23 protein-coding genes are annotated in these 21,762 nt (G+C 65.5%); 15 read left to right on the top strand and 8 right to left on the bottom strand.

Annotation, left to right across the window (positions count from 1 at the left end; genetic code table 11):
* Positions 1–41 precede the first annotated feature (41 nt).
* The 7 genes from A9975_RS27840 (at position 42) to A9975_RS27810 (ending at position 6,169) form a co-directional block, all read left to right on the top strand.
* Positions 42–1,550: a sugar ABC transporter ATP-binding protein gene (locus A9975_RS27840; protein WP_183035289.1), complete on the top strand. Its 1,509-nt coding sequence runs from the start codon at positions 42–44 to the stop codon at positions 1,548–1,550.
* Entirely contained in the window at positions 1,543–2,499 is a 957-nt protein-coding gene (locus A9975_RS27835; protein ID WP_183035288.1) for an ABC transporter permease, read from the top strand. The genes A9975_RS27840 and A9975_RS27835 overlap by 8 nt, the downstream gene beginning before the upstream one ends.
* The gene (locus A9975_RS27830; RefSeq protein WP_183035287.1) at positions 2,496–3,464 is read left to right on the top strand and encodes an ABC transporter permease; all 969 of its coding nucleotides are present in this window, start codon (positions 2,496–2,498) and stop codon (positions 3,462–3,464) included. Before A9975_RS27835 ends, A9975_RS27830 begins: the two co-directional genes overlap by 4 nt.
* 54 nt (positions 3,465–3,518) lie before the next feature.
* Complete coding sequence (locus A9975_RS27825) at positions 3,519–4,484, top strand: sugar ABC transporter substrate-binding protein (protein WP_183035286.1); 966 nt, start codon at positions 3,519–3,521, stop codon at positions 4,482–4,484.
* 88 nt (positions 4,485–4,572) lie between these two features.
* Complete coding sequence (locus tag A9975_RS27820) at positions 4,573–5,460, top strand: intradiol ring-cleavage dioxygenase (RefSeq protein WP_183035285.1); 888 nt, start codon at positions 4,573–4,575, stop codon at positions 5,458–5,460.
* 5 nt (positions 5,461–5,465) lie between these two features.
* A complete protein-coding gene (locus A9975_RS27815) occupies positions 5,466–5,768 on the top strand; it encodes a YciI family protein (RefSeq protein ID WP_150989025.1) in 303 nt (100 codons plus the stop codon).
* Positions 5,769–5,857: 89 nt separating this feature from the next.
* Entirely contained in the window at positions 5,858–6,169 is a 312-nt protein-coding gene (locus A9975_RS27810; protein WP_370565527.1) for a Dabb family protein, read from the top strand.
* A 57-nt stretch (positions 6,170–6,226) separates the two neighbouring features.
* On the opposite strand, the gene A9975_RS27805 is transcribed toward A9975_RS27810, so the two are convergent.
* Positions 6,227–6,451: a hypothetical protein gene (locus A9975_RS27805; protein ID WP_183035284.1), complete on the bottom strand. Its 225-nt coding sequence runs from the start codon at positions 6,449–6,451 to the stop codon at positions 6,227–6,229.
* 268 nt (positions 6,452–6,719) lie between these two features.
* Positions 6,720–7,145, bottom strand: coding sequence for a YqjD family protein (locus A9975_RS27800; RefSeq protein ID WP_183035283.1), 426 nt, complete (start codon positions 7,143–7,145; stop codon positions 6,720–6,722).
* A 237-nt stretch (positions 7,146–7,382) separates the two neighbouring features.
* On the opposite strand from A9975_RS27800, the gene A9975_RS27795 reads away from it, so the two are divergent.
* Both A9975_RS27795 and A9975_RS27790 read left to right on the top strand, forming a co-directional pair.
* Positions 7,383–7,826 (top strand): PRC-barrel domain-containing protein, encoded by a 444-nt coding sequence (locus A9975_RS27795; RefSeq protein WP_183035282.1) that lies wholly within the window; start codon positions 7,383–7,385, stop codon positions 7,824–7,826.
* Between the two features lie 253 nt (positions 7,827–8,079).
* A complete protein-coding gene (locus A9975_RS27790; RefSeq protein WP_183035281.1) occupies positions 8,080–9,642 on the top strand; it encodes a class I adenylate-forming enzyme family protein in 1,563 nt (520 codons plus the stop codon).
* Positions 9,643–9,700: 58 nt separating this feature from the next.
* On the opposite strand, the gene A9975_RS27785 is transcribed toward A9975_RS27790, so the two are convergent.
* Positions 9,701–10,648 carry a LysR family transcriptional regulator gene (locus A9975_RS27785; RefSeq protein ID WP_183035280.1) on the bottom strand — a complete coding sequence of 316 codons (948 nt, stop codon included), beginning with the start codon at positions 10,646–10,648 and terminating at the stop codon, positions 9,701–9,703.
* Between the two features lie 155 nt (positions 10,649–10,803).
* Here A9975_RS27785 and A9975_RS27780 point away from each other — a divergent pair, with 155 nt between their 5' ends.
* Positions 10,804–11,802, top strand: coding sequence for a tripartite tricarboxylate transporter substrate binding protein (locus A9975_RS27780; protein ID WP_183035279.1), 999 nt, complete (start codon positions 10,804–10,806; stop codon positions 11,800–11,802).
* Between the two features lie 42 nt (positions 11,803–11,844).
* The gene (locus A9975_RS27775; RefSeq protein ID WP_183035278.1) at positions 11,845–12,732 is read left to right on the top strand and encodes an oxaloacetate decarboxylase; all 888 of its coding nucleotides are present in this window, start codon (positions 11,845–11,847) and stop codon (positions 12,730–12,732) included.
* 200 nt (positions 12,733–12,932) lie between these two features.
* Here the strand turns inward: A9975_RS27775 and A9975_RS27770 are convergent, their stop codons facing one another.
* Positions 12,933–14,183, bottom strand: coding sequence for a serine hydrolase (locus A9975_RS27770; protein WP_255503454.1), 1,251 nt, complete (start codon positions 14,181–14,183; stop codon positions 12,933–12,935).
* A 508-nt stretch (positions 14,184–14,691) separates the two neighbouring features.
* Between A9975_RS27770 and ltrA the strand changes: the two genes are divergently transcribed.
* Positions 14,692–16,182, top strand: coding sequence for a group II intron reverse transcriptase/maturase (gene ltrA, locus A9975_RS27765; protein ID WP_370564241.1), 1,491 nt, complete (start codon positions 14,692–14,694; stop codon positions 16,180–16,182).
* A 98-nt stretch (positions 16,183–16,280) separates the two neighbouring features.
* Here ltrA and A9975_RS27760 read toward each other — a convergent pair whose 3' ends face one another.
* The 4 genes from A9975_RS27760 to A9975_RS27745 all read right to left on the bottom strand — a co-directional run bounded on the left by A9975_RS27760 (position 16,281) and on the right by A9975_RS27745 (position 19,688).
* Entirely contained in the window at positions 16,281–17,204 is a 924-nt protein-coding gene (locus tag A9975_RS27760) for a LysR family transcriptional regulator (protein WP_183035572.1), read from the bottom strand.
* Between the two features lie 25 nt (positions 17,205–17,229).
* Positions 17,230–17,715: a TM2 domain-containing protein gene (locus A9975_RS27755; RefSeq protein ID WP_150986323.1), complete on the bottom strand. Its 486-nt coding sequence runs from the start codon at positions 17,713–17,715 to the stop codon at positions 17,230–17,232.
* A 272-nt stretch (positions 17,716–17,987) separates the two neighbouring features.
* The gene (locus A9975_RS27750) at positions 17,988–18,395 is read right to left on the bottom strand and encodes a hypothetical protein (protein ID WP_183035571.1); all 408 of its coding nucleotides are present in this window, start codon (positions 18,393–18,395) and stop codon (positions 17,988–17,990) included.
* A 159-nt stretch (positions 18,396–18,554) separates the two neighbouring features.
* Complete coding sequence (locus A9975_RS27745) at positions 18,555–19,688, bottom strand: sorbosone dehydrogenase family protein (RefSeq protein ID WP_183035570.1); 1,134 nt, start codon at positions 19,686–19,688, stop codon at positions 18,555–18,557.
* Positions 19,689–19,833: 145 nt separating this feature from the next.
* Here A9975_RS27745 and rpsP point away from each other — a divergent pair, with 145 nt between their 5' ends.
* The 3 genes from rpsP (at position 19,834) to trmD (ending at position 21,724) form a co-directional block, all read left to right on the top strand.
* The gene (rpsP, locus tag A9975_RS27740) at positions 19,834–20,088 is read left to right on the top strand and encodes a 30S ribosomal protein S16 (protein WP_150986320.1); all 255 of its coding nucleotides are present in this window, start codon (positions 19,834–19,836) and stop codon (positions 20,086–20,088) included.
* A 160-nt stretch (positions 20,089–20,248) separates the two neighbouring features.
* Positions 20,249–20,836: a ribosome maturation factor RimM gene (gene rimM, locus A9975_RS27735; RefSeq protein WP_241754494.1), complete on the top strand. Its 588-nt coding sequence runs from the start codon at positions 20,249–20,251 to the stop codon at positions 20,834–20,836.
* 81 nt (positions 20,837–20,917) lie between these two features.
* Complete coding sequence (gene trmD, locus A9975_RS27730; protein WP_043344527.1) at positions 20,918–21,724, top strand: tRNA (guanosine(37)-N1)-methyltransferase TrmD; 807 nt, start codon at positions 20,918–20,920, stop codon at positions 21,722–21,724.
* Positions 21,725–21,762: the final 38 nt, after the last annotated feature.

The following is a 21,762-nucleotide window of genomic DNA, read 5'->3' as shown; positions in this document are numbered from 1 at the left end:
GGCATCGGCATCGGCGCCGGCAAGATCTTCAGGCTCGCATCATGAACGCAATCACCGAAATCACGCCGCTGTTCGAGATGCGCGGCATCTGCAAGCACTTCCCCGGCGTGAAGGCGCTGGACGATGTGTCGTTCGCCATCTACCCCGGCGAGGTGCATATGCTGCTGGGCGAGAACGGCGCCGGCAAGTCGTCGCTGATGAAGGTGCTGTGCGGCGTCTACGTGGCCGATGCCGGCGAGTTCTATCACGACGGCAGCCCGGTGGCGATCGCCAGCCCGGCCGACACGATGCGCCTTGGTATCGCGGTGATCTTCCAGGAGTTCTCGCTGGTGCCTTACCTGGACATCGCGCAGAACATCTTCCTGGGCCGCGAGCCGCGCGGGCGCATTCCCGGCTCCGTCGATGCCGCCAGGATGCACGCCGAAGCGCGCCGCATCCTGGATATCCTGGGCATGGAGGTGAGCACGCGCACGCCGGTGCATGCGCTGGGCGTGGCCCAGCAGCAGATGGTGGAGATCGCCAAGGCGCTGTCGCAGAACGCGCGCATCCTGGTGCTGGATGAGCCCACCGCGGCGCTATCCGAGCGCGAGACCGAGAAGCTGTTCGCCGTGATCGCGCGGCTCAAGGCCGATGGGGTGTCGATGATCTATATCTCGCACCGCATGGCGGAGGTCTTTGCGCTGGGCGACCGCATCACCATCTTGCGCGACGGCCGCAAGGTAGGCGCCTGCCTGCCCGGCGACGCCACCCCGGACGAACTGGTGGCGCGCATGGTCGGGCGCAAGGTCGACATGAGCTACAGCCGCGAGCGCAGCGCGCAACTGGGCGAAGTGGCGCTGGACGTGCGCAACGTCAGCGCGGACACCGGCATCGCGGATATCAACCTGCAGGTGCGCGCCGGCGAGATCGTGGGCCTGGCCGGGCTGGTGGGCTCGGGCCGCAGCGAGGTGGCGCGCGCCGTGTTTGGCGCGGACCCGATCCAGCAGGGCGAAATCCACATCTTTGGCAAGCGTCTGGCCGGCGGCCCGGACCGCGCCCGTGAGCTGGGTGCCGCGCTGATTCCGGAAAGCCGTAAGTCGGAGGGGCTGGCGCTGATCCGCACGGTGCGCGACAACCTGCTGCTGGCCGGCTTGCGGCGCGCCTTTCCCGCGCGCTGGTATCGCGCAGACAAGGCCGAGGCGCTGGCCGAGCGCGAGATCGCGCGGCTGCGCATAGCCACGCCCGACGGCAACCAGCTGGCGCAGTTCCTCTCCGGCGGCAACCAGCAAAAGATCGTGATCGGCAAATGGCTGGTCGCCGAAGCGAAGCTGTTTATCTTCGACGAGCCCACGCGCGGCATCGACGTCGGCGCCAAGGCCGAGATCTTTGCGCTGATCGACAGCCTGGTGAAGCAGGGCGCCGGTGTGCTGCTGATCAGCTCCGAACTGCCGGAGATCATCAATGTCTGCGACCGCACCTATGTCATGCGCGGCGGGCGCATCGCCGGCGAAGTCGCCCATGGCGAGATGACCGAAGAACGCATTCTGCAACTGGGGATGAACGATGCTTGATACCAACGCACTACCGCGGCCGCTCGGCCTGTCCACCGGCAAGGTGCCCGGATCGGTCTGGGTGCTGCTGCTGCTTTCGCTGGGCTTCAGCGCGACGGGCTCGGGCTTCCTGAGCGTGGAGAACCTGCTGAACATCGGCGCGCAATCCACGATCTTGCTGCTGATCGCCTTGCCGATGACGCTGATCATCATGACCGAAGGGCTTGACCTGTCCATGGGGGCCGTGCTGACGCTGTGCGGCGTGGTGCTGGCGATGGTGATGGTGGCCACGCAATCGCTGCCCCTGGCCTTGGGCGCGGCGCTGCTTACCGGGCTGGCGTTCGGCCTGCTCAATGGTGCGCTGGTGTCGTGGCTGGAGATCCCGCCGTTCGTGGCCACGCTCGGCACGCTGGGCGTCGCGCAGGGGCTGGCGCTGGTGGCCACCGATGGCCAGAGCGTGACCGGTATCGGCGACACGATTCCGCTGATCTACGCCGGGCAACTGCTGGGCGTGCCGCTCCCGATCTGGATCGCGGTGGGGTTCTACGGGCTGTTCCACTGGCTGCTCTACCACACCCGCTTTGGCGCCTATGTGTTCGCGCTGGGCGGCAACCGCGAGGCGCTCAAGTTCTCCGGCGTGCGCATCAATGTCTATCTGATCGCTGTTTATGCGCTGGGCGGGCTGATGGCCGGCGTGGCCGCGCTGCTGCTCACGGCGCGCATGAATGCCGGGCACCCCACGGCGGCCATCGGGCTGGAGTTCGATGCCATCGCCGCGGTGGCGGTGGGCGGCACCACCTTCGACCGCGGCAACGGCTGGCTGCCCGGCACTGTGCTAGGGGTGCTGGCGGTGGGGGTGCTGCGCAACGGGCTCAACCTGGTGGGCGTGCAGTCGTCGGTGCAGGTGGCGGCCATCGGGCTGCTGGTGCTGGTGGTGCTGCTGATCGAATCGTTCAAGGGGAAAGCATGAACACGGCGACTCTGTTCCCGCCACTTTCGGCGGATGCCCGCTCGTTTGCCTACCGGCTGTTTGCGCTGGGCCTGCTGTGCCTGCTGCTGGCGGTGGCGTCCGACGCGTTCCTGACGCTGGGCAACATCCTTAACGTGCTGCGCCAGGCCAGCCTGCTGTTCCTGCTGGCGTCTGGCGTGACGCTGGTGATCCTGACCGGCGGGCTGGACTTGTCGGTGGGCGCCAACGTGGCCATGTCGGCCTGCGTGGCGGCCACCGTGATGAAGGCCACCGGCTCCACCCTGCTCGGCGTGGTTGCAGGGCTGGGCACCGGCGCGCTGATCGGGCTGGCCAACGGCCTGCTGGTGGCCATGCTGCGCATCCCGCCATTCATTGCCACCTACGGCATGTTGTGGGTGCTGCACGGCGTCACCTACTGGTTCATGGCGGGCGAGACCATCCACGGCTTCCCGCCGGCGTTCCGGGCGATCGGCAGCGGCTACCTGTGGGGCGTGCCCATTCCGGTGTACCTGATGCTGGCGTTCCTGGTGGCGGGCACCGCCATGTCGCAGAAGACCACCTATGGCCAGGAGATCTACGCCCTCGGCGCCAATCCCGTCGCGGCCCGGCTCTCCGGCGTGCCGGTCAAGCGGCGGCTGGTGCTGGTGTACCTGGTGAGCGGCGCCATGGCCGGCATCGCCAGCCTGGTGTTCCTGGCGCGGCTCAACTCGGCCGAGGGCGACATCGGCGAGGCGCTGACGCTGCCCGCCATCGCCGCGGTGCTGATCGGCGGCACCTCGCTGTTCGGCGGCGTGGGCCGGGTATCCGGCACGCTGGTCGGCGCCATCATCCTCACGCTGGTGCTCAACGGCATGAACCTGCTCACCGTCAGCGCCAACTGGCAACCGCTGGTGACGGGCGTGATCGTGGTGCTGGCGGTATTCCTGGATACGCTGTCGCGCAAGCGGCTGGGCGTGAGGTCTTAGCTCGACGTCGTCAAACAAGCTCGCAAGCTTTTCATTCAAGACAAAGGAGACAACATGAACGTACGTAACCTGAAGCAACTGGCCGGCTTGCTGGCCCTCGGCATCCTGGCCGCGCCGGCCCACGCGGACGGCGAGCGCATCGCGGTGTTCACCAAGAACCAGACCAACCCATTCTTCCAGGTCGTGCGCCAGGGCGCGGATGCGGCGGCCAAGAGCATGAACGCGCGCGTCACCCACTACATCCCCACCAAGCCGGACAGCATCCCGGAGCAGATGAGCCAGATCGAGGACGTGATCGTCAAGAAGGCCGACGCCATCGTCTTCGTCCCGGTGGACTACAAGGCCATGGGCCCTGGCGTGAAGAAGATCAACGCGGCCAACATCCCGGTGGTCAACGTGACCGACAAGAGCGACGTGGGCAATTTCGTCTCCTTCATCGGCGCCAGCGACTACGACCTGGGGCTGAAGACCGCCACGCACCTGTTCAAGGCCATGGGCGGCAAGGGCAATGTGGTGCTGCTGGAAGGCATCAAGGGCTCGCTGACCAATATCGACCGCGTCAAAGGCATGCACGACGCGCTCAAGGCCTTCCCCGGCATCAAGCTGGTGGCCTCGCAGCCGGCCAACTACCAGCGCCTGCAGGCCCTGCAGGTGATGGAGAACCTGATGCAGTCGTACCCGCAGATCGACGGCATCTTTGCCACCAACGACGCCATGGCCATCGGCGCCATCGAGGCGCTGCAGGGCGCCAACCGCAAGGCGCTGGTGTCCGGCATCAACGGCACGCAGGAGGCCATCGACGCGATCAAGGCCGGCACCATGCTTGCCACGGGTGACTACAATGGATTTGCCCAGGGTTGCCTGGGCATGACCGCCGCCATCCGCAAGCTGCGCGGCATGCCGGTCACGCAGAGCATCGTGCTGCCGGCCACGGTGGTGGACAAGACCAACTACCAGTCGATCGACATCCCGGTGAGCAAGCGTGCCTGCCCGCGTTGGGAAGATGCCGCCAAGGCCTGATCCTGATGTCCGCAAGAACGACCACAATAACGACCACAAGAACGTCCACAAGAACGTCCGCAAGAACGACCACAAGGGAACACGCATCATGCGCAACCTAGACGAAGAGACCATCACCCAGGCCGTGCTGGCGCGGCATGCCGACATGCCCAACGGGCGGATGAAGGAGATCATGACCAGCCTGGTCCAGCATCTCCACGCCTTTGCCCGCGAGGTGCATCTCACCGAGGCGGAATGGGCCGAAGGCATCAAGTTCCTGACCGAAGTCGGCCACACTTGCACCGGCAGCCGGCAGGAGTTCATCCTGCTGTCCGACACGCTTGGCCTGTCCACGCTGGTCACCGCGCAGAACCACAAGAAGCCGCGCGGCTGCACCGAGGCCACGGTGTTCGGGCCGTTCTACGTGGACGACGCGCCAGAGTACGAACTGGGCGCCGACGTAGCCAACGGCATGACCGGCGAGCCGTGCTACGTCAGTGGCAAGGTCAAGAGCGTGACGGGCGAGGTGGTGCCGAACGCGCGGCTGGAAGTCTGGCAGGCGGATTCGGAAGGCTTCTACGATGTGCAGCAGGCGGGGCTCGATGGCCACCAGGGCCGCGGCACGCTGACAGCCGACGAGCGCGGCGGCTTTCACTTCAAGTCGATCGTCGCCGAGTGCTACCCGATTCCGCATGATGGCCCGGTGGGCCGCATGCTCGATGCCATGGGCCGCCATCCGTGGCGTCCGGCGCACCTGCACTTCATGATCTCGGCGCCGGGGTTTGAGACGCTCATCACCCATGTGTTCCGGGAGGGCGGCGAGTACCTGGATTCCGACGCGGTCTTCGGCGTGCGCAGCTCCCTCATCGGGGACTGGGTGCGGCACGAGGCCGGCACCGCCCCGGATGGCACGCCATCGGCCACGCCGTTTTACACGCTGGATTTCGATTTCATTCTCAACCCGGCACCGGCAGCGCCGGCGCCGTCCCGGAGGTAGGCCTCATGCTGTTCGTATTCCATCTTCTCGACAAGCCCGGCACGGGCGAACTGCGCGCCCGCGTGCGCCCGGCGCACAAGGTCTATCTCGGCGCCAAGGCCGACAGCATCGCCTTTGCGGGCCCGCTGCTGGCCGAGGACGGCACCACCATGGCCGGCAGCCTGCTGGTGATCGATTTTCCGTCGCTTGCCGAGGCCAAGGCGTGGCTGGCCGGGGAGCCCTTCACGCAGGCTGGGGTCTATGGGCAGTCGACCGTGCATGGCTTTAGCAACCTGTGGCCGCAGAAGGTCGGTTTCCCGCCGGCCTGACGTTGGCCGCGCGTTGGCTTGACGTGAAGAACATCGGGAACATCAGGAAAATCAGCCAAGATCCGCCAAGATCGGCAAAGGGAGAAATCGTGTCCATCGTCAAACACATCGTGATGTGGAACCTGCGCGGAGAAACCGAAGTCGACAAGCAAGACGCCGTGGCGCGGCTCAAGCTTGCGTTCGAAGGGCTTCGCGGCCGGATCCCCGGAATGCGCCACCTGGAAGTCGGCGTGGACTCTAGCAAGGTCAACTACGCCTGCGACGTGGTCCTGTACTCCGAGTTCGAATCGCAATCGGCGCTGGAGGGGTACGCTACCCACCCGGAGCACCTGCGGGTGAAGGAGGAACTGGGTGACTTGCGCATTGCACGCCACCAGGTGGACTATGAGCCGTCTGCGTGAATGACGCGTGGATGACGCGTGGATGACATAAGGGAGGTAACTGGAGGCGGTCAGGCGTCAGGCGCTGCGCGCCGCCGTCCCCTGGCTAGCCGGCGGAAACACGCACCACGAGCCGTCGCCGTGGCGGAAGAAAAACAGCATGTCGGCCTCGCGTTCCACGCCGACATAAGGCACCCGGCCGGTACACATCCTGCCGAAGCGCGCAACGCGCACCGGCCGGCCTTCGGCAGGGCCAATCCATTTGGCCACGATCGCATGCAGGTTGGTGGTGTCTGATCGCATTTCCGTTCTCCCGGTTCCGTTAGCCGTTAGCCGTTAGCCGCTGGCCGCTGGCCGTTAGCCGCGCTCGGGGCTGGGCCCTTGATTCCATGCTAGGAGGGAGCGGGCCGGGGCGAAGTCGGAAAGACGGTAAATGCGCATCGGCGGACGAGGAATCCGGCGTCAGCAAGTGGCTTACAAATTGGCTCACAAACAGGGGTGCTGCGGCGGCACAGGGCTGCCCGGCCTCGCCAGGAAGCCGGTGCGCGCCTTGGTCCGCCCTTGGTGCGCTTCAGTCTCGATCTCGGCCAGCGCTGCGTGACATCAGCAGGCCCAGGATGATGCCAACGCCAACCGCCATGCCCATGGACCGCAGCGGCTGCGCCTTGACATAAGCCGCGGTGTCCTCCGCGCGCTGCGTGATCTGCTGGCGCACGTTGTCCGAGATGCCTTTGGCCGCCTCCTTGGTCGTGGCCATCTTGTGCAGGAAGTCCTGTTTGGCCTCTTCCATCGCGGTGGCCGACAGGGACGGCAGGCGGGCGATCAGGTCGTCCAGCTCGCGCTTGAGGCCGGAAGCTTCGTCCCGCGCGACAGCGCCGATCTGCCGGCCGGCGGATCTGGTGGCATCCAGCACGTTCGAGGTAGCCGTGCCAACCTTGCCGGCGATACGCGAGGCCTCGTCCTGCGCCGACGATTGTCCATTGCCAACGGTTTCCATGTGGGTTCTCCTGAAGAGTGTTTGGGGGCAGGGTCCAGGCGCAGCTTTCGTGCCATGTGGCAACGCACGCTCGTTGCGGCAACAGGGCGGGTCGGCACGGGTCGGAAAGGAAAGAAAGTTACCGGCTTTTGTAATTCTTCCCGTGATCCCGAAGCCCATGCCGCGGCGCCGCCTGCCCCAACGGCCTGGCATGTTCGTTGCGCGCTCTCTGGCACCACCCTTTTTCAGGAGACGAACATGGGACAACTCAATCCCGGCATGCCTGCCGGCAGCAGGGGCGCGGCCATTGTCGGCCGCGGTGTGGGCGATGGCCCGGGCCCCGATGTCATGGGCGCATCGACGCTCGAGGGCGACAAGGTCTATTCCTCGGACGGCGAACATGTCGGCAAGATCTCTGAGATCATGCTCGACGTGCGCGGTGGCCGCATTGCGTACGCGGTGCTTACCAGCGGGGGCTTCCTCGGCATGGGCGACACGCTGCACGCCATTCCCTGGGGCGCGCTCACCCTGGACACCGACGAAAAGTGCTTCCGCATCGGCGTGACCGCGCAACGCATCAAGGATGCCCCGGGTTTCGACAAGGACAGCTGGCCGGCCATGGCGGATCCTCAATGGGGCACCACGCTGCATGAGTACTATGGCCGCAACCCCTACTGGATCGGGGATGGCGGGCCGCTTTGAGCCAGGTTGCGCGCTGAAATGACCTGCGTAGTTACCTCGTAGTTACCTCGTGGTTACCTGTTAGTGCGGGCTGTCCCACCGGTGTGGGGCAGCCTTGCCGTGTCCATGCGAAAATCTACCCCGGCCTGCGGAAATACCGGCAGGCCCACGGGATGAACGCCGCTGCCCTGGACGTTCAAGACGATAAATTCGCGCGCGAAGGCGGTCCCCCGGACCTGTTGATCGCGACGCCAAATGGAGACAGGACCTTCCTATGGGCATCACAGAATTTCTGACGCAGCCGATCGGCAACCTCGCGGACTGCGTCCGCCTGCACGCCGCAGAGCGGCCCGGGCATGTCGCGGTCGTCGACAGCCGGGGCTCGCTTACCTATGCCGAGTTCGACGCACTGGCCGACCGCGTCGCCACCGCTTTGCAACGCGACGGCCTGGAGCCCGGCGCCTCGCTTGCCATCTGCGCGGCAGCGTCCATCGAATACGCCGCCATCCTGATCGGCGGCCTGCGCGCCGGCGTTGCCCTGGTGCCGCTCGCCCCGTCCTCCACGCCGGCAAGCCTGGCCGGCATGGTCGAAGACTCCGACGCCCGGGTGTTCTTTGTCGACGCGGACGTCCTGCGCGAGATCGAGCCGGTGAAGGATCGTATCCAGGCCCGCCTTATCGGGCTGGCCGACGCCCCCGCCGGGCTCGCGTTCGAAGCCTGGCTGGCCCCGCACGGCAGCCGCCCGCAAGCGCATGCCATCGCGCCGCATCAGGTGTTCAACATCATCTACTCCTCGGGCACGACCGGCACGCCCAAGGGCATCGTGCACGCCCACGCCCTGCGCTGGAACCAGATCCGCCGTGTCCAGGAATCCGGCGGCTACGGCCCCGACGCCGTCACGCTGATCTCCACGCCGCTGTACTCCAACACCACGCTGGTGAGCTTCATCCCCACCCTGGCGCTAGGCGGCACCGCCGTGCTGATGCCCAAGTTCGACGCGCAGCGCTATCTGCAACTGGCCGCGCAGCACCGCGTCACGCACAGCATGCTGGTGCCGGTGCAATACCAGCGCCTGATGGCGCGCGCGGACTTCGGTGACTACGACCTGTCGTCGTACCGGATGAAGTTCTCCACCAGCGCGCCGCTTTCCGCCGCGCTCAAGGCCGATATCCTCAAGCGCTGGCCCGGCGGCCTGGTGGAGTACTACGGCATGACCGAAGGCGGCGGCAGCTGCGTGCTGGCCGCGCACGAGTTCCCCAACAAGCTTCACACCGTGGGCAAGCCCATGGAGGGCCATGACATCCGCCTGATCGACGACGACGGCAATGAAGTGCCGGTGGGCGAGATCGGCGAAGTCGTCGGCCATTCCAACGCCATCATGGCCGGCTACCACAAGCAGCCGGAGAAGACGACCGCGGCCGAATGGCGCGACGCCACCGGCAAGCTCTTTATCCGCACCGGGGACGTTGGCCGCTTCGACGAAGACGGCTTCCTCACGCTGATGGACCGCAAGAAGGACATGATCATCAGCGGCGGATTCAACATCTATCCCAGCGATCTCGAAGGGATCCTGCAGCAGCATCCGGAGGTGCTGGATTGCGCGGTGGTTGGCGTGCCCTCGCAGCGCTGGGGCGAAACGCCGGTGGCCTTTGTGGTTCGGCGCGATGGTGCCACGGTGTCTGGTGATGCCTTGATGGCCTGGACCAACGAGCAGGTTGGCAAGACGCAGCGGCTTGCCGTGCTGGAACTGGTGGATGTGCTGCCGCGCAGTGCGATCGGGAAGGTGCTCAAGCGGGAACTGCGGGACGGGTTCCGGCCCGGACGGCCGCTGGACTGAGGCGGGGAGGGCGGGGCGCACGCGCCTGGCTGGCGCGCCTCTGTCGCCAGCGATTGCGTTATTTTTGCCGTGCGCCCGGCCCTTGCCTTCTTGCCTTCCCAGCCTCCGGCCACAACGGCGAGCTCACGGAGAAATCCGCCTCGTCCATCGTGATTGCCTTCAGCGACCGGACCACGGCACGCGTGTCCCCCGTGCGCCACTGGAAATAGTAGGACAGGTTGTGCGGCGCCGGCGTGCTCGTCAGCTCCGCCAGCTTGCCGGCACGCACAAACGGCTCCACGTAGGACTGCGGGAACAGGCTGATCCCCACGCCCGCCATCACCATGGCAATCAGGGCCGACAGGCTGTTGCAAACCAGCGCCCTGGGAATCTCCAGCTTCTGCGCCGCCGCCCATTTCTCGAAGGCCTGCGTCAGGCCCGCTTCCGCGCTAAGCATGATCACCGGATGCTCGGTGAAGTGCCGGGGCGTGAGGACCGTGCCGCCAGCCAGCCGCTGCGGCGCCGCCATCCATTTGTACGCCAGCTCGCCGACCTTCTCCTGCGACAGGTTGGGCGAAGCGCAGGGGCCGGGAATGATCGCGAAATCCAGCTCGCCGCGCTCCAGCTTGCGTTCCAGGTTGCGCGTCAGGTCCACCTGTGGCTCCAGCACCAGGTTCGGGTGCAGTTCGCGCACCCGCGCGACCAGGCTCGGAAACCAGGTGGACGCCACCAGCTCGCTGATGCCGAAGCGGCAGCTCCCGCGCAGCGCGCTTGCCATGTCCAGGTCCGAGCGGATGCGGCTTTCGATGTCGAGGATCTGGGCGGCATGCTCAAGCAGGCGCTCGCCCGCGTCGGTGATCACCGAGCGTTGCCCGGTACGGTCGAACAAGGCCTTTCCCAGATCGTCTTCCAGCTCGGCGATGCGCTTTGACAGCGATGACTGCGTGACATGCAGCCGCGCGGCGGCGACGGAAAAACTGCCGAGTTTTGCGGCCCAGTAGAACGCTTCCAGCTGCTTGAGTGTCATGGCGATGCCTTGGCCCGGCGATGCGTTCGCTGCCCGGCTCGCGTGCGGTCATTCCAGAATCTCACCGGGGGACGTGAGGATTTGTCGCTTTCTTCCCGCGCGGGAGGTACGTATCGTCTGGCCATTGTCAATATCGGCTGGGAGAGGGAAAGATCATGCGGCACGGGCTCAAGGCATGCAAGGCGCATCACGCAATCCACACGCTGGGCGCGTTGCTTCTGTTCGCAACGGGCGTGGCGGCGACGCCGGCCAGGGCGGAATGGCCCAGCGATCATCCCATCCAGGTCTATGTCGGGTTTGCCGCCGGTGGCGGCACCGATACCATGGCGCGCACGATGGCGCCGTTCATCCAGCGCTACCTTGGCGCAAACGCCAGCCTGGTGGTGCAGAACAAGCCCGGCGCCGCTGGCGAGATCGCCAACCTCAACCTGATGCGCTCGGCGCCGGACGGCTACACCGTTGGCGTGGTCAACCTGCCGGCCATGGCGTTTTCGCCGCTGTACCGGAAGACCAGCTTCGATCCGGCCGCGCTGCGGCTGGTCGCCCGGGTGCTGAGCGACCCGACCATCCTGGTCACGCGCAAGGATAGCCCGTACAACAACCTGAAGGACGTGGTGGCGGCGTTGAAGAAGAAGCCGGCGTCGCTGTCTTTCGGTCACAACGGGGTCGGGACGAACGGGCACCTGGCGCTACTGCAATTGCAGAACGTGGCGGGCGTCAAGGTCACCGACATCCCCTATAACGGGACGGCGCAATCCAAGACGGCTTTGTTTGGCGGGCATATCGATCTTGCGGCGGTCACCACGGGCGAGCTGCAGGATGCGAGCAAGGAGGCCGTGCCGCTGAAGATCATCGCGCAGATGGGGGAGAAGCGCGCCGCTTCGCTGCCCGATGTGCCCACGGCCCGGGAGCAAGGCTTTGACGATGTGATGCCGGCCGAGCGGGGGATCGCGGTGCCCGCGGGCGTGCCGCCAGCCATCGTGGAGAAGCTGCGCGCGGCCATCCGGGCGACCCTCAAGGATCCGGAGTACCTGAAGAAGGCCGGCAACGATGCGCCGGTGCTGGCCTACCTGCCGGGAGACGAGTGGGCCCGGGAAATCGCCGCGCGCAAGCCCATGATGCGCAAGCTGGCCGACGGCATGCCCAAGGAGTGACAAGCCCCATGACGTTCCAACCATCCTCGCGATCCTAAGTCCATGCCACGCATTGCCCCGGTTCAAAAGACCGCATCCCTGCGCACCCTGCTGCAACGGGAATCGTTCGTCGTGGCGCCTGCCGTCCACGATATCTTCAGCCTGCGGCTGGTGGAGCAGGCGGGCTACCAGAGCGCCTGCATCAGCGGCGCCATGCTGTCGTACAGCCTGCTGGGCGTGCCGGACATCGGCCTGCTCACGCTGACGGAATGCGTGGAGCACTGCCGGCGGCTGACCCGCGCCTCATCCATTCCCATCACCGCAGATGCGGACGCCGGCTATGGCAACCCGCGCGGTGTCCATTACGCCGTGGAACTGTTCGAGGAAGCTGGCGCGGCCGGCCTGAACATCGAGGACCAGGTGGTGCCAAGGCGCTGGGGCTCGGCGGCGGCCAAGGAGGTGGTGCCGCTTGGCGAGATGCTCGCCAAGATCGACGCCGCGCAGCGCGCCAGGCGCGACAGCAACTTCATGATCATTGCCCGCACGGACGCATTTGCCTGCGAAACCACCGAGCAGGTCATCCTCCGGGCAAGGGCGTACCAGGCGGCGGGCGCCGATATGCTGCTGCCCATTGCACCGCGCACCGAGGACGATATCGCCCGGCTGGTGCGCGCGCTGGATATCCCGGTGACGCTGAGCGCCGGGACCGGGCTGGCGCCAAGCCCGTCGGCCGCGAATGTTGCGCTGGAGCGGCTGCGCGAACTGGGGGTTCGCCGGGTTAGCCTGACCACGTTGCTGCCGGGCGCGGCGGTAGCCGGGATGCGGCGCAGCCTGGACGCCGTGCGGCGCGCGGGCAGCGATGACGGGATGGCGGCAGCGGGGGCGGCGAGCCTTGGGGCGCTGTTTGATGCGGCAGAGCAGATGGCTTTTGAGGATGCCCTGCTGCATTGACTGGAGACTGGAGACTGGCAACTGGCAACTGGCAACTGGCAACTGGCAATAGCGGGTCGATTGGGTTGATTGGGTTGATATGCCCGCCAGGCCGTCTGCCTCCTGAGGCCGGCCTCGCCAACGATCCGGGGCGCCCGCCGAATTGACCGGGTCCGCGACGACGATCGACCCAAGGCGCACACCCGGGGCAATCCACGTTTCTACCAGTCGCCATAGGCCGATACGATGCCACGCAGCAGCGCGTCGCGTTCCGCGCCAAGGTGGGCGCCGCTCGCGTCGCCCGCGGCATCCTTGCCGACAGCGGTATGCACCACCACCAGGTTCAATGCGGGATCGACGAAGATGGCCTGCCCGTAGACACCCAGAAGGGCAAAGCGGCGGTGACTGCTGGGCAGGATCCAGGTCTGCAGGCCATAACCGTAGTAGGTGCTGCCGTGGTACTGCATTTGCCCCGGCCGAAATGCTTCGGGTTGCCGTGTTGCGTCCGTCATCGCGAGCAGGTGGTCACGTGATACCACGGCGGTGCCTCTCACCAGTCCGTCGGCTGCCATCATCAGGCCCAGGCGGGCGTAGTCGTGCAGCGTGGCATTGAAGGCGCCTTGCGCGAACACGTCCTGGTCGGCCGGATTCACCAGCCAGGTCGCCTGCGCTTGGGCGCCGATCGGCTTCCATAGCTTCTCATCGACGTAATCACAGAGCGTGCGGCGCGTGGCGCCGCGCAACACCAGCCCCAGGATTTGAGTCTGAGCCCCGGCATAGTTGAAGCGCTGCCCTTCGGGATCGCTGCGCGCCGTGATCAGCCGGGCGGCCTGAGCAACGCCAACCCGGCGCACGGCATCGTTGAACCGGACCCGGTCGTCGTGCTCCGAGTAGTCCTCGATAAACCGGGCGCCCGAGGACATGCGCATCAGATTCACGATTCGGGTCTGTCCGTACAGCGTGTCCTTGAGTTGGGGCGCGTAGGTCTCGGCAGGGTCATCAAGCGAGCGGATGAAGCCCTCTTCCTGCGCCTTGACGATGGCCAGCGCGGTAATCGTCTTGGCCATCGAGTTGGAGAGCATCCGCATGTCGGCGCCGCGCATGTAGTTGTAGCGCTCCGCGACAATCTCGCCGTCCTTCACGACCAGAAGCCCGGTGGCGCGCTGTCGCTGCATGTAGTCGTCCAGTGTCAGCTTGCTGCCACGAAAGCGGTAACTGAACGGCGTCTCGGTGGCGGCCTTCTTCAGCGCAAGCGGATCGTCTGCCGGAGCGAGCGCACAGGATGGATTGAAGCTGTCCATCGCGCTGAACGAACCGACGAGATAGGGCTCCGTGTAGGCTTGCTTCAGGCTGCGAGCCGGTGGATAGCCCTCGGCCCTGCCCAGGGATGCTTCGTCGGGAGCGGCGGCGCTTGCATTGACGGCGAGCAAGGCAATCAGCGGGAAGCAGAGCAGGCGAGCGATCGTCATCATGGCGGGAGGTCATTGCGATGGCAGCATATTCTCATGCCACCGATGCAGCACGGCGCCGCTGACTATTATCAATTTCCATCGCTCGACGTCCCCACCGCTTCACCCTTGCGCGCATCCGTGGTACTGTATAAACATACAGTGTGCGCCGGCTAACCGGCAAGGAGTAAAGGGTGAAAGTCCCTGACAGCAGAAGATTTAGCGAATCACGCTGTCCCCGAGTCATGCGTTGTGCGCCGCGAGGCGCGCAGCGAAGCGTTGACAGGGGTGCGTATAGGCCAGCCATTGAGCCGCGAAAAATTTATCCAGTCCCGGGTGCCGACGCACTACTGTTTGCGGAAGGCAACACGGACGGGCGCGCTTGCGCGAGCGCCCGGACGACTCGGCGCGGTCTGAGACCCTGGCATGTACGTACGCTCCTTGTGCGGGAACCGGGAGATCTCTCGTCTGCCCAGCAGTGGCAGCGTTGCCGCCTGGTCCGCATCGGGAAGGCGAGGAGCCGAAGCCGATGATGTACGGACGAGAGAAGTCGGACTTCCCCATAGTAGCGACGAAGCTGGCGAACAAGTCCGGGCAACCGGAGGCGGAGTCGGTGGAGCCAAGGGGGAAGGCCAAGGGGAACACGGATTGGTTACACACGTCCCGGACGCTGAGCCGGATCAGCGTGTCCCAGAGATTAGTCCGTGTGCGGGAAGCCGCAAGGCAAAGGAAGAAGGAACGGTTCACAGCACTGTTCCACCTGATTGATCTTGAGTTGCTACAGACGTCGTTCTTCTGGCTTAAACGGAAGGCGGCGGCCGGGGTCGATGGGGTGACATGGAGCGACTACGAGCAGGATCTAGAGGAAAACCTGAGCGACCTGCACGGGCGCTTGCACCGCCAAGCCTATCGGGCACAGCCCAGCCGCCGGCAGTACATACCCAAGGCGGATGGAAAGCTGCGCCCTCTGGGCATTGCAGCGCTGGAAGACAAGATTGTCCAGCGTGCAGTGGTGGAAGTGCTCAACGCGGTCTATGAGACGGACTTCCTTGGGTTCTCGTATGGCTTCAGGCCACGGCGCAGTCAACACGATGCGCTGGATGCACTGGCCACCGGGATAGCGCGAACTTATGTGAACTGGATACTGGACGCCGACATCAGTCGATTCTTCGATACCGTCAGCCATGACTGGCTACTGCGGTTTCTGGAGCATCGCATCGGCGACCGGCGCGTGTTACGCCTGATCGGCAAATGGCTGAAAGCTGGCGCGATGGAAGATGGGGTGGTTACGGCCACCGAGGAAGGTACGCCGCAGGGTGCAGTCATCTCGCCCTTGCTGGCCAATATCTACCTGCACTACGTCTTCGACCTCTGGGCGAACCAATGGCGCAAGCGCCATGCGCAGGGGAACGTCGTGATCGTTCGATATGCCGACGACATCGTCGTCGGCTTCGACAAGGCCGATGATGCCAAACGCTTCAGGCGTGCCATGCAGCAACGGCTGGAGCAATTTGCGCTCAGGCTTCACCCGGAGAAAACCCGTTTGATCGAGTTCGGCCGCTTCGCAGCCGCAAATCGAGCCAAGCGGGGACTGGGCAAGCCCGAGACCTTCAACTTCCTCGGATTCACCCACATCAGTGGACGAGCCAAAGATGGCAAGTTCATGCTTAGGCGGCACACCCGGCGCGACCGGATGCAGGCCAAGCTACGGGAAATCAGGGAGGAGTTGAGACGCAGATGGCACCAGTCGATCTCGGAGCAGGGGAAATGGCTAAGGCGGGTGGTGCAAGGCTTCCTCAACTACCATGCTGTGCCGACCAACACGCACGCCATACGTGCATTCCGATTCCTAATTGCAAAGCTCTGGTGGCGCGCGCTGCGGCGCCGCAGCCAGAAGGACAGCACCACATGGAGTCGGATGGCGCGGTTGGTTCGCGATTGGTTGCCCCCACCTCGGGTCCTTCATCCTTGGCCTGTCATACGGTTTACCGCCAAACACCTGAGGCAGGAGCCCGGTGCGTAAATTGCGCACGCCGGGATCTGTGCGGGGGGTGCCTAGTAATAGGCATTCCTACCGCGACACTTCGAGTAGGCGGCCAATCGATGTTTATAGCGGTGTCTTTATTGGGCGGGAGGCGCGGCATCGGGGCTATCCCAGTAGGGCGGGGAGCCGAAGCGCGCAGCAAAGAAATCGATAAACGCGTGTGTCTTCGCGGGCACCTGGCGGCGGCTGGGATAGACCGCCCAGATCGACACGGCCGGCAGCACCGGGTAATCGGGGAGCACGCGGACCAGCGCGCCGCTGCGCAGGTAAGGGCCAACGTCCCAGGTCGACTTGAGCGCCAGCCCCATGCCAGCCAGGATCGCATCCCGGATGACTTCGCCGTTGTCTGTGCGCAGGTTGCCGGTGACCGCTACCGCTGTCTTGCCCAGCGCGGTGTCGAACTGCCAGGATGACTGGTCTCCCAGCACGATGCAATTGTGGTTGCGCAACTCTTCCGGATGCCGGGGCGTGCCGTGCGCGGCAAGATAGCCCGGCGAAGCGCAGACGGCGCGATGGCTCGGGGACAGGGGGCGTGCCACCAGGGATGAGTCCGGCAACGCCCCCATGCGTAATGCGACATCGACGCCGGCCTCGACCAGGCCGATCACCTGGTCGGTCAGGCGCAGGTCCAGCGTCAGGCCCGGGTAGGCGGCGAGAAAGGCGGGGATGGCCGGCGAGACGTGCTGGCGGCCAAAAGAGGCGGGCACCGTAACCCGCAGCTGCCCCTGGGGCGCCTGCGCGCCGCGCCCCACCGATTGCGCGGCCTGGCCGGCCGTGTCGAGCAATTGCGCGGCATGTTCGAGGAAACGCTCGCCTTCGCCGGTCAGGGAGATGCGGCGCGTGGTCCGGTGCAGCAGCCGCGTGCCGAGCTGCTGCTCGAGCTGCGCCAGGCGGCTGCTGGCCGTGGAGGTGGATAACCCGAGATCGCGCGCCGCGGCAGAAAGGTTGCCCAGCGACGCTGCGCGCACGAACACGGCGATGTCCAGCAGGTCGAAGTGCATCGGCGCTGGGCCTGGGACCTGGGGCTTACTGCGACAAGGCGCGCGCGGCTTCGACCTGGGATTCGAAGAATGTCTGGAAGCTGATGGCCAGGCCAGCCATCAACAGGCCGGTGCCGATCAGCAGGGACAGGATGACCAGTATCACGACGGGCCAGCCCGAACGGGTAGGCGTGCCATGCGGGTTGAAGCGGGCATCCCATTTGTCGTCGGGGCGCAGGCCATACACGATGGCCGCCAGGAAGGCGCTGGTCACCGATGTGCCGCCGGCAATGGCAAATGTCCAGTTCAGGGCCGGCGAGCCGGCGCCCGTCTGCATCGACATGACGCCGATAACCCCGGCGAGTGCCGCCAGCAGGTGCGCCCAGGCAAATTTATCGCGCAAGCCACCCAGGTAGAAGCGATGCAGACCCACCGTGCCGAACAGGAAGGCCAGTGCGACCGTGATCAGTTTGGATTTGCCCTGAAGCGCTTTGGGGGCAGCGGTGGCTGAAACTTGGGTAGCGGCGGGCATGGGGCGACAGCTAGGTTAATGGCCGGCAGGGGCGGCCGGCAGGCGCAAATCAGGTGAGTGCCAGCCAAGCTGGCGCCGGCGCTCATTGTACGCTGGCATCAACCGCGGGCGGACACCGCCGGAGCAGGGCAGGAAGCTCCGCGGGTCTGGCGAGGATGCCCGCGAGAGTTCCTTTCGCGGCACATCGTCGAGGAGGGGGCAAGTAGAAAATTGAGCGTGACTGCCGCGGGCACGGCAATCAGCTTGGGAAGACAGTGAGGAGGTGGGGGAGGCTAGCGGCCGCCGTCTCGTCCGCGCGCTTGCCAGCCCGGGCCCACGCCGGAGCTGCGCTGCTCGCCGCGCCCGTTGTCGCCTTGCATATTGCGATCCGACTGCCGGTTGCGTTCATCGTCGCGTTCCTGAGGCGGCAGGGGGCGGCCATTCAGGCGGTCATCGGCGCGCGCGCGGGCTTCCATTCGTTCGATCTGGGCGCGCACATGGTCTTGCCGTTCCGCGCGTACACTCGCCATTTCCCATGCGCCCTGGCCGGGCTGGCCATGTGCATTGCTCACAATCCGGCCTTCGGGCCGGCTATGTTGCCAAAACGCGACCTGAGCATGGCTGACAGCATTGAGGCCGAGCAGGGAAACGGCCAACAGGATGCCAGCCACCGAGTCGCGCAGGAGGGTGCGGGGGAGCATGCGGAATCCCAGTATCCTGTCGCGTGGTGAGGTTGTTCGAGATATGGGTTCATGGTACGCACGCGTCTTCGGCGCGCCTATGCTAAAGCCGTTACCGGTGTAACGGATTGTTTCTCCACGGTCCCGGGAGCCGGACTGCATCCGGCGTGCGGCAAGGGATCAGGGGGCGTAGCGGATGCGATAGACCGCGCCCGCCATGTCGTCGCTGACCAGCAGCGAACCGTCCGGGGCAACCTGGACATCGGCGGGCCGGCCCCAGGGTTTGTCGCCCTGCAGCCAGCCTTGCGCGAACACCTCCTGGCGCACCGCCTGGCCGCGCTCGTTCAGCACCACCCGGACGACGCGGTAGCCGACTGGCTTGGTTCGGTTCCAGCTGCCGTGCTCGGCAATGAAAATGCTGTTGCGGTATTCGGCGGGAAATTGCGTGCCGGTATAAAAGCGCATGCCGAGCGCGGCGACATGCGCGCCCAGCTTTGCCGCCGGTGGCTCGAACTCGGAGCAGGCGCGCTGCTTGCCAAACTCGGGGTCGGCGACGCTGCCGGCGTGGCAGTACGGGTAGCCGAAATGCTGGCCCGCCCGGGTCAGGCGGTTGAGCTCGTCGTCGGGCACATCGTCGCCCAACATGTCGCGCCCGTTGTCGGTGAACCAAAGCTGGCGGGTGGCCGGGTGCCAGTCAAAGCCCACCGAATTGCGCACCCCCTTGGCCACGACCTGCAAGTCGGTGCCGTCCGGCTTCATCTTCATGATGTTGGCGTAACGGTTTTCATCGGGCGCGCAGATATTGCAGGGCGCGCCGACTGGCACATACAGATAGCCATCCGGGCCAAAGGCGATGAACTTCCAACCGTGATGCGTTTCGGAGGGAAAGCGATCACTTACCACGACGGGTTTGGGCGGGTTGTCCAGGTGGGCATCGATATCATCCAGCCGGACGATCTGCGAGGTCGAGGAGGCGTACAGTGCGCCGTCGCGGAAGGCCACGCCCACCGGCATGGTCAGTCCGGTGGCGACGACCCTGACCTTCGGGGCGGGCGCCAGCGGGTTGCGGATCGCATACACCTTGCCTTCGCCGCGGGTGCCGATGAAGAGCGTGCCTTCCGGCGACAGGGTCATGCCACGCGCTTCCGGTACCTCCGCGCTCAGCAATTCGATGCGAAAGCCTGGTGGCAACTGGATCTGATCCAGCGGGAGGGCGGCGTTGGCATTGGGGCTGAACCAGACCGCGGCCGCGAACGCCGAGAAAGTGCTCGCGAGCAGGGTCCGGAAGCTGCGAATGTGAAGGTGAAACCGCATGGCGAGCTCTCCTGTCGGGGTTTTCACCACGATGCCTGTGGCCGGGTGTCGAGTCAATCGCTCTAAGTGTTTGTTTGGCCTCGGAATTTGGTCTATACTCTTGCGTTTCGTGTTCGAACATCAAGTTTTCTGAGGAATCAAACCCATGGTCGTAATCCGTCTGGCTCGCGGTGGCAGCAAGAAGCGCCCCTTCTTCAATATCGTCGCTGCTGACTCGCGTAATCGTCGCGATGGCCGTTTCATCGAGCGTATTGGTTTCTACAACCCCCTGGCTTCGGCAAGCGAAGAAGGCCTGCGTCTGGTGCAAGACCGCCTGACGTACTGGACCGGCGTTGGCGCCCAGCTGTCGCCGACGGTTGCCCGTCTGGTCAAGCAGAACGCCGCCAAGGCTGCAGTCTGATTGTTGTGACGCGCGTTTCGCGACGCGTGGCAAACGACACGTGACAGAACGCAAGCAAGGCGCCCCGGCGCGGCGGCCACTCAATGTGCCGCTCGAGCCCTCGGCCCGGCGCGAGGCCGGTGAGCAGGAAAAGCCCAGTCTCAAGCGCGGTGCAACCGGGTTGCCGGCTGCGCTGGCGTATACCGATAAGCTGCCGGACGACCTGATCGAGGTCGGTTATATCGGTGCGGCTTATGGGATACGGGGCTGGATCAAGGTCCAGCCGCATGCCGACGATGCAAGCGCACTGTTGCACGCGCGCCGCTGGTGGCTGCTGAAACCGCCGCCAACCGGCCTGGTTGGCGCGGCAGATGCCGTGGCCTCCGAGGCCTTGTGCGTGAAGATCGTGCAGTCCCGCGAGCACAGCGGTACCGTAGTGGCCCAGGCGAGCGGCGTGTCCGAGCGCAACCACTCGGAGGCGCTCAAGGGGCGCCGTGTCTGGATTCGTCGCGAGGATTTCCCCGCGCCGGATGAGAACGAATTCTACTGGGTCGATCTGATTGGCTGCGCCGTGTTCAATGAGCAGGGCGAGTCGCTGGGCGAAGTGTCCGGGCTGATCGACAACGGTGCGCACCAGATCCTGCAGGTGGCGCATGCCTTGCCCGATGGCAAGGCGGGTGAGCGCCTGATTCCTTTTGTCGACGCATTCCTGCGCTCGGTCGATATCTCGGCCCGGCGCGTGGTGGTGGACTGGGGCCTGGATTACTGAGCGGCCCGAGCTGCTCAAGGCAATGGCGCTTGGCCGGCGATAGCCGGAGGGCTAGAGGTGGGCAAGTAAAGGGAGAGGCGGATGCAGTTCGACGTGATCACGCTGTTTCCCGAGATGTTTCGCGCGCTGACCGACTGGGGCATTACCAGCCGGGCGGCAAAGCAGCAGCGCTACACGCTGCGCACCTGGAATCCACGCGACTTCACCAGCGACAACTACCGTACCATCGACGACCGCCCCTACGGCGGCGGCCCTGGCATGGTGATGCTGGCAAAGCCGCTGGAAGATGCCATCGACGCGGCGTGTTCCGCCCAGCAGGCGGCGCAGGCCAAGCCGGAGGGCCAGGAGGCGCCGGTGCGGCCGCACGTGGTGCTGATGTCGCCGCAAGGCGCGCCGCTGACGCACCAAAAAGTGATGTCACTGGCGCAGCGCCCTGGCCTGGTGATGCTGTGTGGGCGTTACGAAGCGATTGACCAGCGGTTGATCGAGCGGCGGGTCGATGAGGAAATCAGCCTTGGCGATTTCGTGCTGTCCGGTGGCGAGTTGCCTGCCATGGCCGTGATCGACGCGGTGGTCAGGCATTTGCCGGGTGTGTTGGGCGACGCCCAGTCGGCAGTTCAGGACAGCTTTGTCAACGGGCTGCTGGATTGTCCGCACTACACGCGGCCGGAAGAATACGAAGGTGTGCGGGTGCCCGATATCTTGCTCGGGGGCCATCATGCCGAGATCGAGAAGTGGCGGCGCCAGCAGGCGCTGGCAAATACTGCGAAGAAGCGCCCCGATCTGATCGAGGCGGCGCGCAGTCAAGGGTTGCTGAGCCGGGTCGACGAGAAGTTCCTGTCGACATGGTTGGCGAAAGAAGGGCGGGAGCTCGCTCCCGCCAAGTGAAACCCCATCCTCTGCCGGGGCCCAGGCCATGCCTGGGG

Origin of the sequence: Cupriavidus sp. UME77 (assembly GCF_014170355.1) — a bacterium.
Classification (GTDB): domain Bacteria; phylum Pseudomonadota; class Gammaproteobacteria; order Burkholderiales; family Burkholderiaceae; genus Cupriavidus; species Cupriavidus basilensis.
Note: the sequence above shows the minus strand (reverse complement) of the source record. Positions and strands in the feature narration are given on the sequence as shown.

Excerpts from the sequence above, each read along its gene's own strand:
- trmD (WP_043344527.1), top strand. The coding sequence starts at position 20,918 with ATGCAGTTCGACGTGATCACGCTGTTTCCCGAGATGTTTCGCGCGCTG.
- A9975_RS27750 (WP_183035571.1), bottom strand. The coding sequence starts at position 18,395 with ATGCTCCCCCGCACCCTCCTGCGCGACTCGGTGGCTGGCATCCTGTTG.
- rpsP (WP_150986320.1), top strand. The coding sequence starts at position 19,834 with ATGGTCGTAATCCGTCTGGCTCGCGGTGGCAGCAAGAAGCGCCCCTTC.
- A9975_RS27760 (WP_183035572.1), bottom strand. The coding sequence starts at position 17,204 with ATGCACTTCGACCTGCTGGACATCGCCGTGTTCGTGCGCGCAGCGTCG.
- A9975_RS27815 (WP_150989025.1), top strand. The coding sequence starts at position 5,466 with ATGCTGTTCGTATTCCATCTTCTCGACAAGCCCGGCACGGGCGAACTG.
- A9975_RS27770 (WP_255503454.1), bottom strand. The coding sequence starts at position 14,183 with ATGATGACGATCGCTCGCCTGCTCTGCTTCCCGCTGATTGCCTTGCTC.
- A9975_RS27805 (WP_183035284.1), bottom strand. The coding sequence starts at position 6,451 with ATGCGATCAGACACCACCAACCTGCATGCGATCGTGGCCAAATGGATT.
- A9975_RS27785 (WP_183035280.1), bottom strand. The coding sequence starts at position 10,648 with ATGACACTCAAGCAGCTGGAAGCGTTCTACTGGGCCGCAAAACTCGGC.
- A9975_RS27775 (WP_183035278.1), top strand. The coding sequence starts at position 11,845 with ATGCCACGCATTGCCCCGGTTCAAAAGACCGCATCCCTGCGCACCCTG.
- A9975_RS27790 (WP_183035281.1), top strand. The coding sequence starts at position 8,080 with ATGGGCATCACAGAATTTCTGACGCAGCCGATCGGCAACCTCGCGGAC.
- ltrA (WP_370564241.1), top strand. The coding sequence starts at position 14,692 with ATGTACGGACGAGAGAAGTCGGACTTCCCCATAGTAGCGACGAAGCTG.
- A9975_RS27840 (WP_183035289.1), top strand. The coding sequence starts at position 42 with ATGAACGCAATCACCGAAATCACGCCGCTGTTCGAGATGCGCGGCATC.
- A9975_RS27830 (WP_183035287.1), top strand. The coding sequence starts at position 2,496 with ATGAACACGGCGACTCTGTTCCCGCCACTTTCGGCGGATGCCCGCTCG.
- A9975_RS27825 (WP_183035286.1), top strand. The coding sequence starts at position 3,519 with ATGAACGTACGTAACCTGAAGCAACTGGCCGGCTTGCTGGCCCTCGGC.
- A9975_RS27820 (WP_183035285.1), top strand. The coding sequence starts at position 4,573 with ATGCGCAACCTAGACGAAGAGACCATCACCCAGGCCGTGCTGGCGCGG.
- A9975_RS27800 (WP_183035283.1), bottom strand. The coding sequence starts at position 7,145 with ATGGAAACCGTTGGCAATGGACAATCGTCGGCGCAGGACGAGGCCTCG.
- A9975_RS27755 (WP_150986323.1), bottom strand. The coding sequence starts at position 17,715 with ATGCCCGCCGCTACCCAAGTTTCAGCCACCGCTGCCCCCAAAGCGCTT.
- A9975_RS27780 (WP_183035279.1), top strand. The coding sequence starts at position 10,804 with ATGCGGCACGGGCTCAAGGCATGCAAGGCGCATCACGCAATCCACACG.
- A9975_RS27795 (WP_183035282.1), top strand. The coding sequence starts at position 7,383 with ATGGGACAACTCAATCCCGGCATGCCTGCCGGCAGCAGGGGCGCGGCC.
- A9975_RS27745 (WP_183035570.1), bottom strand. The coding sequence starts at position 19,688 with ATGCGGTTTCACCTTCACATTCGCAGCTTCCGGACCCTGCTCGCGAGC.
- A9975_RS27835 (WP_183035288.1), top strand. The coding sequence starts at position 1,543 with ATGCTTGATACCAACGCACTACCGCGGCCGCTCGGCCTGTCCACCGGC.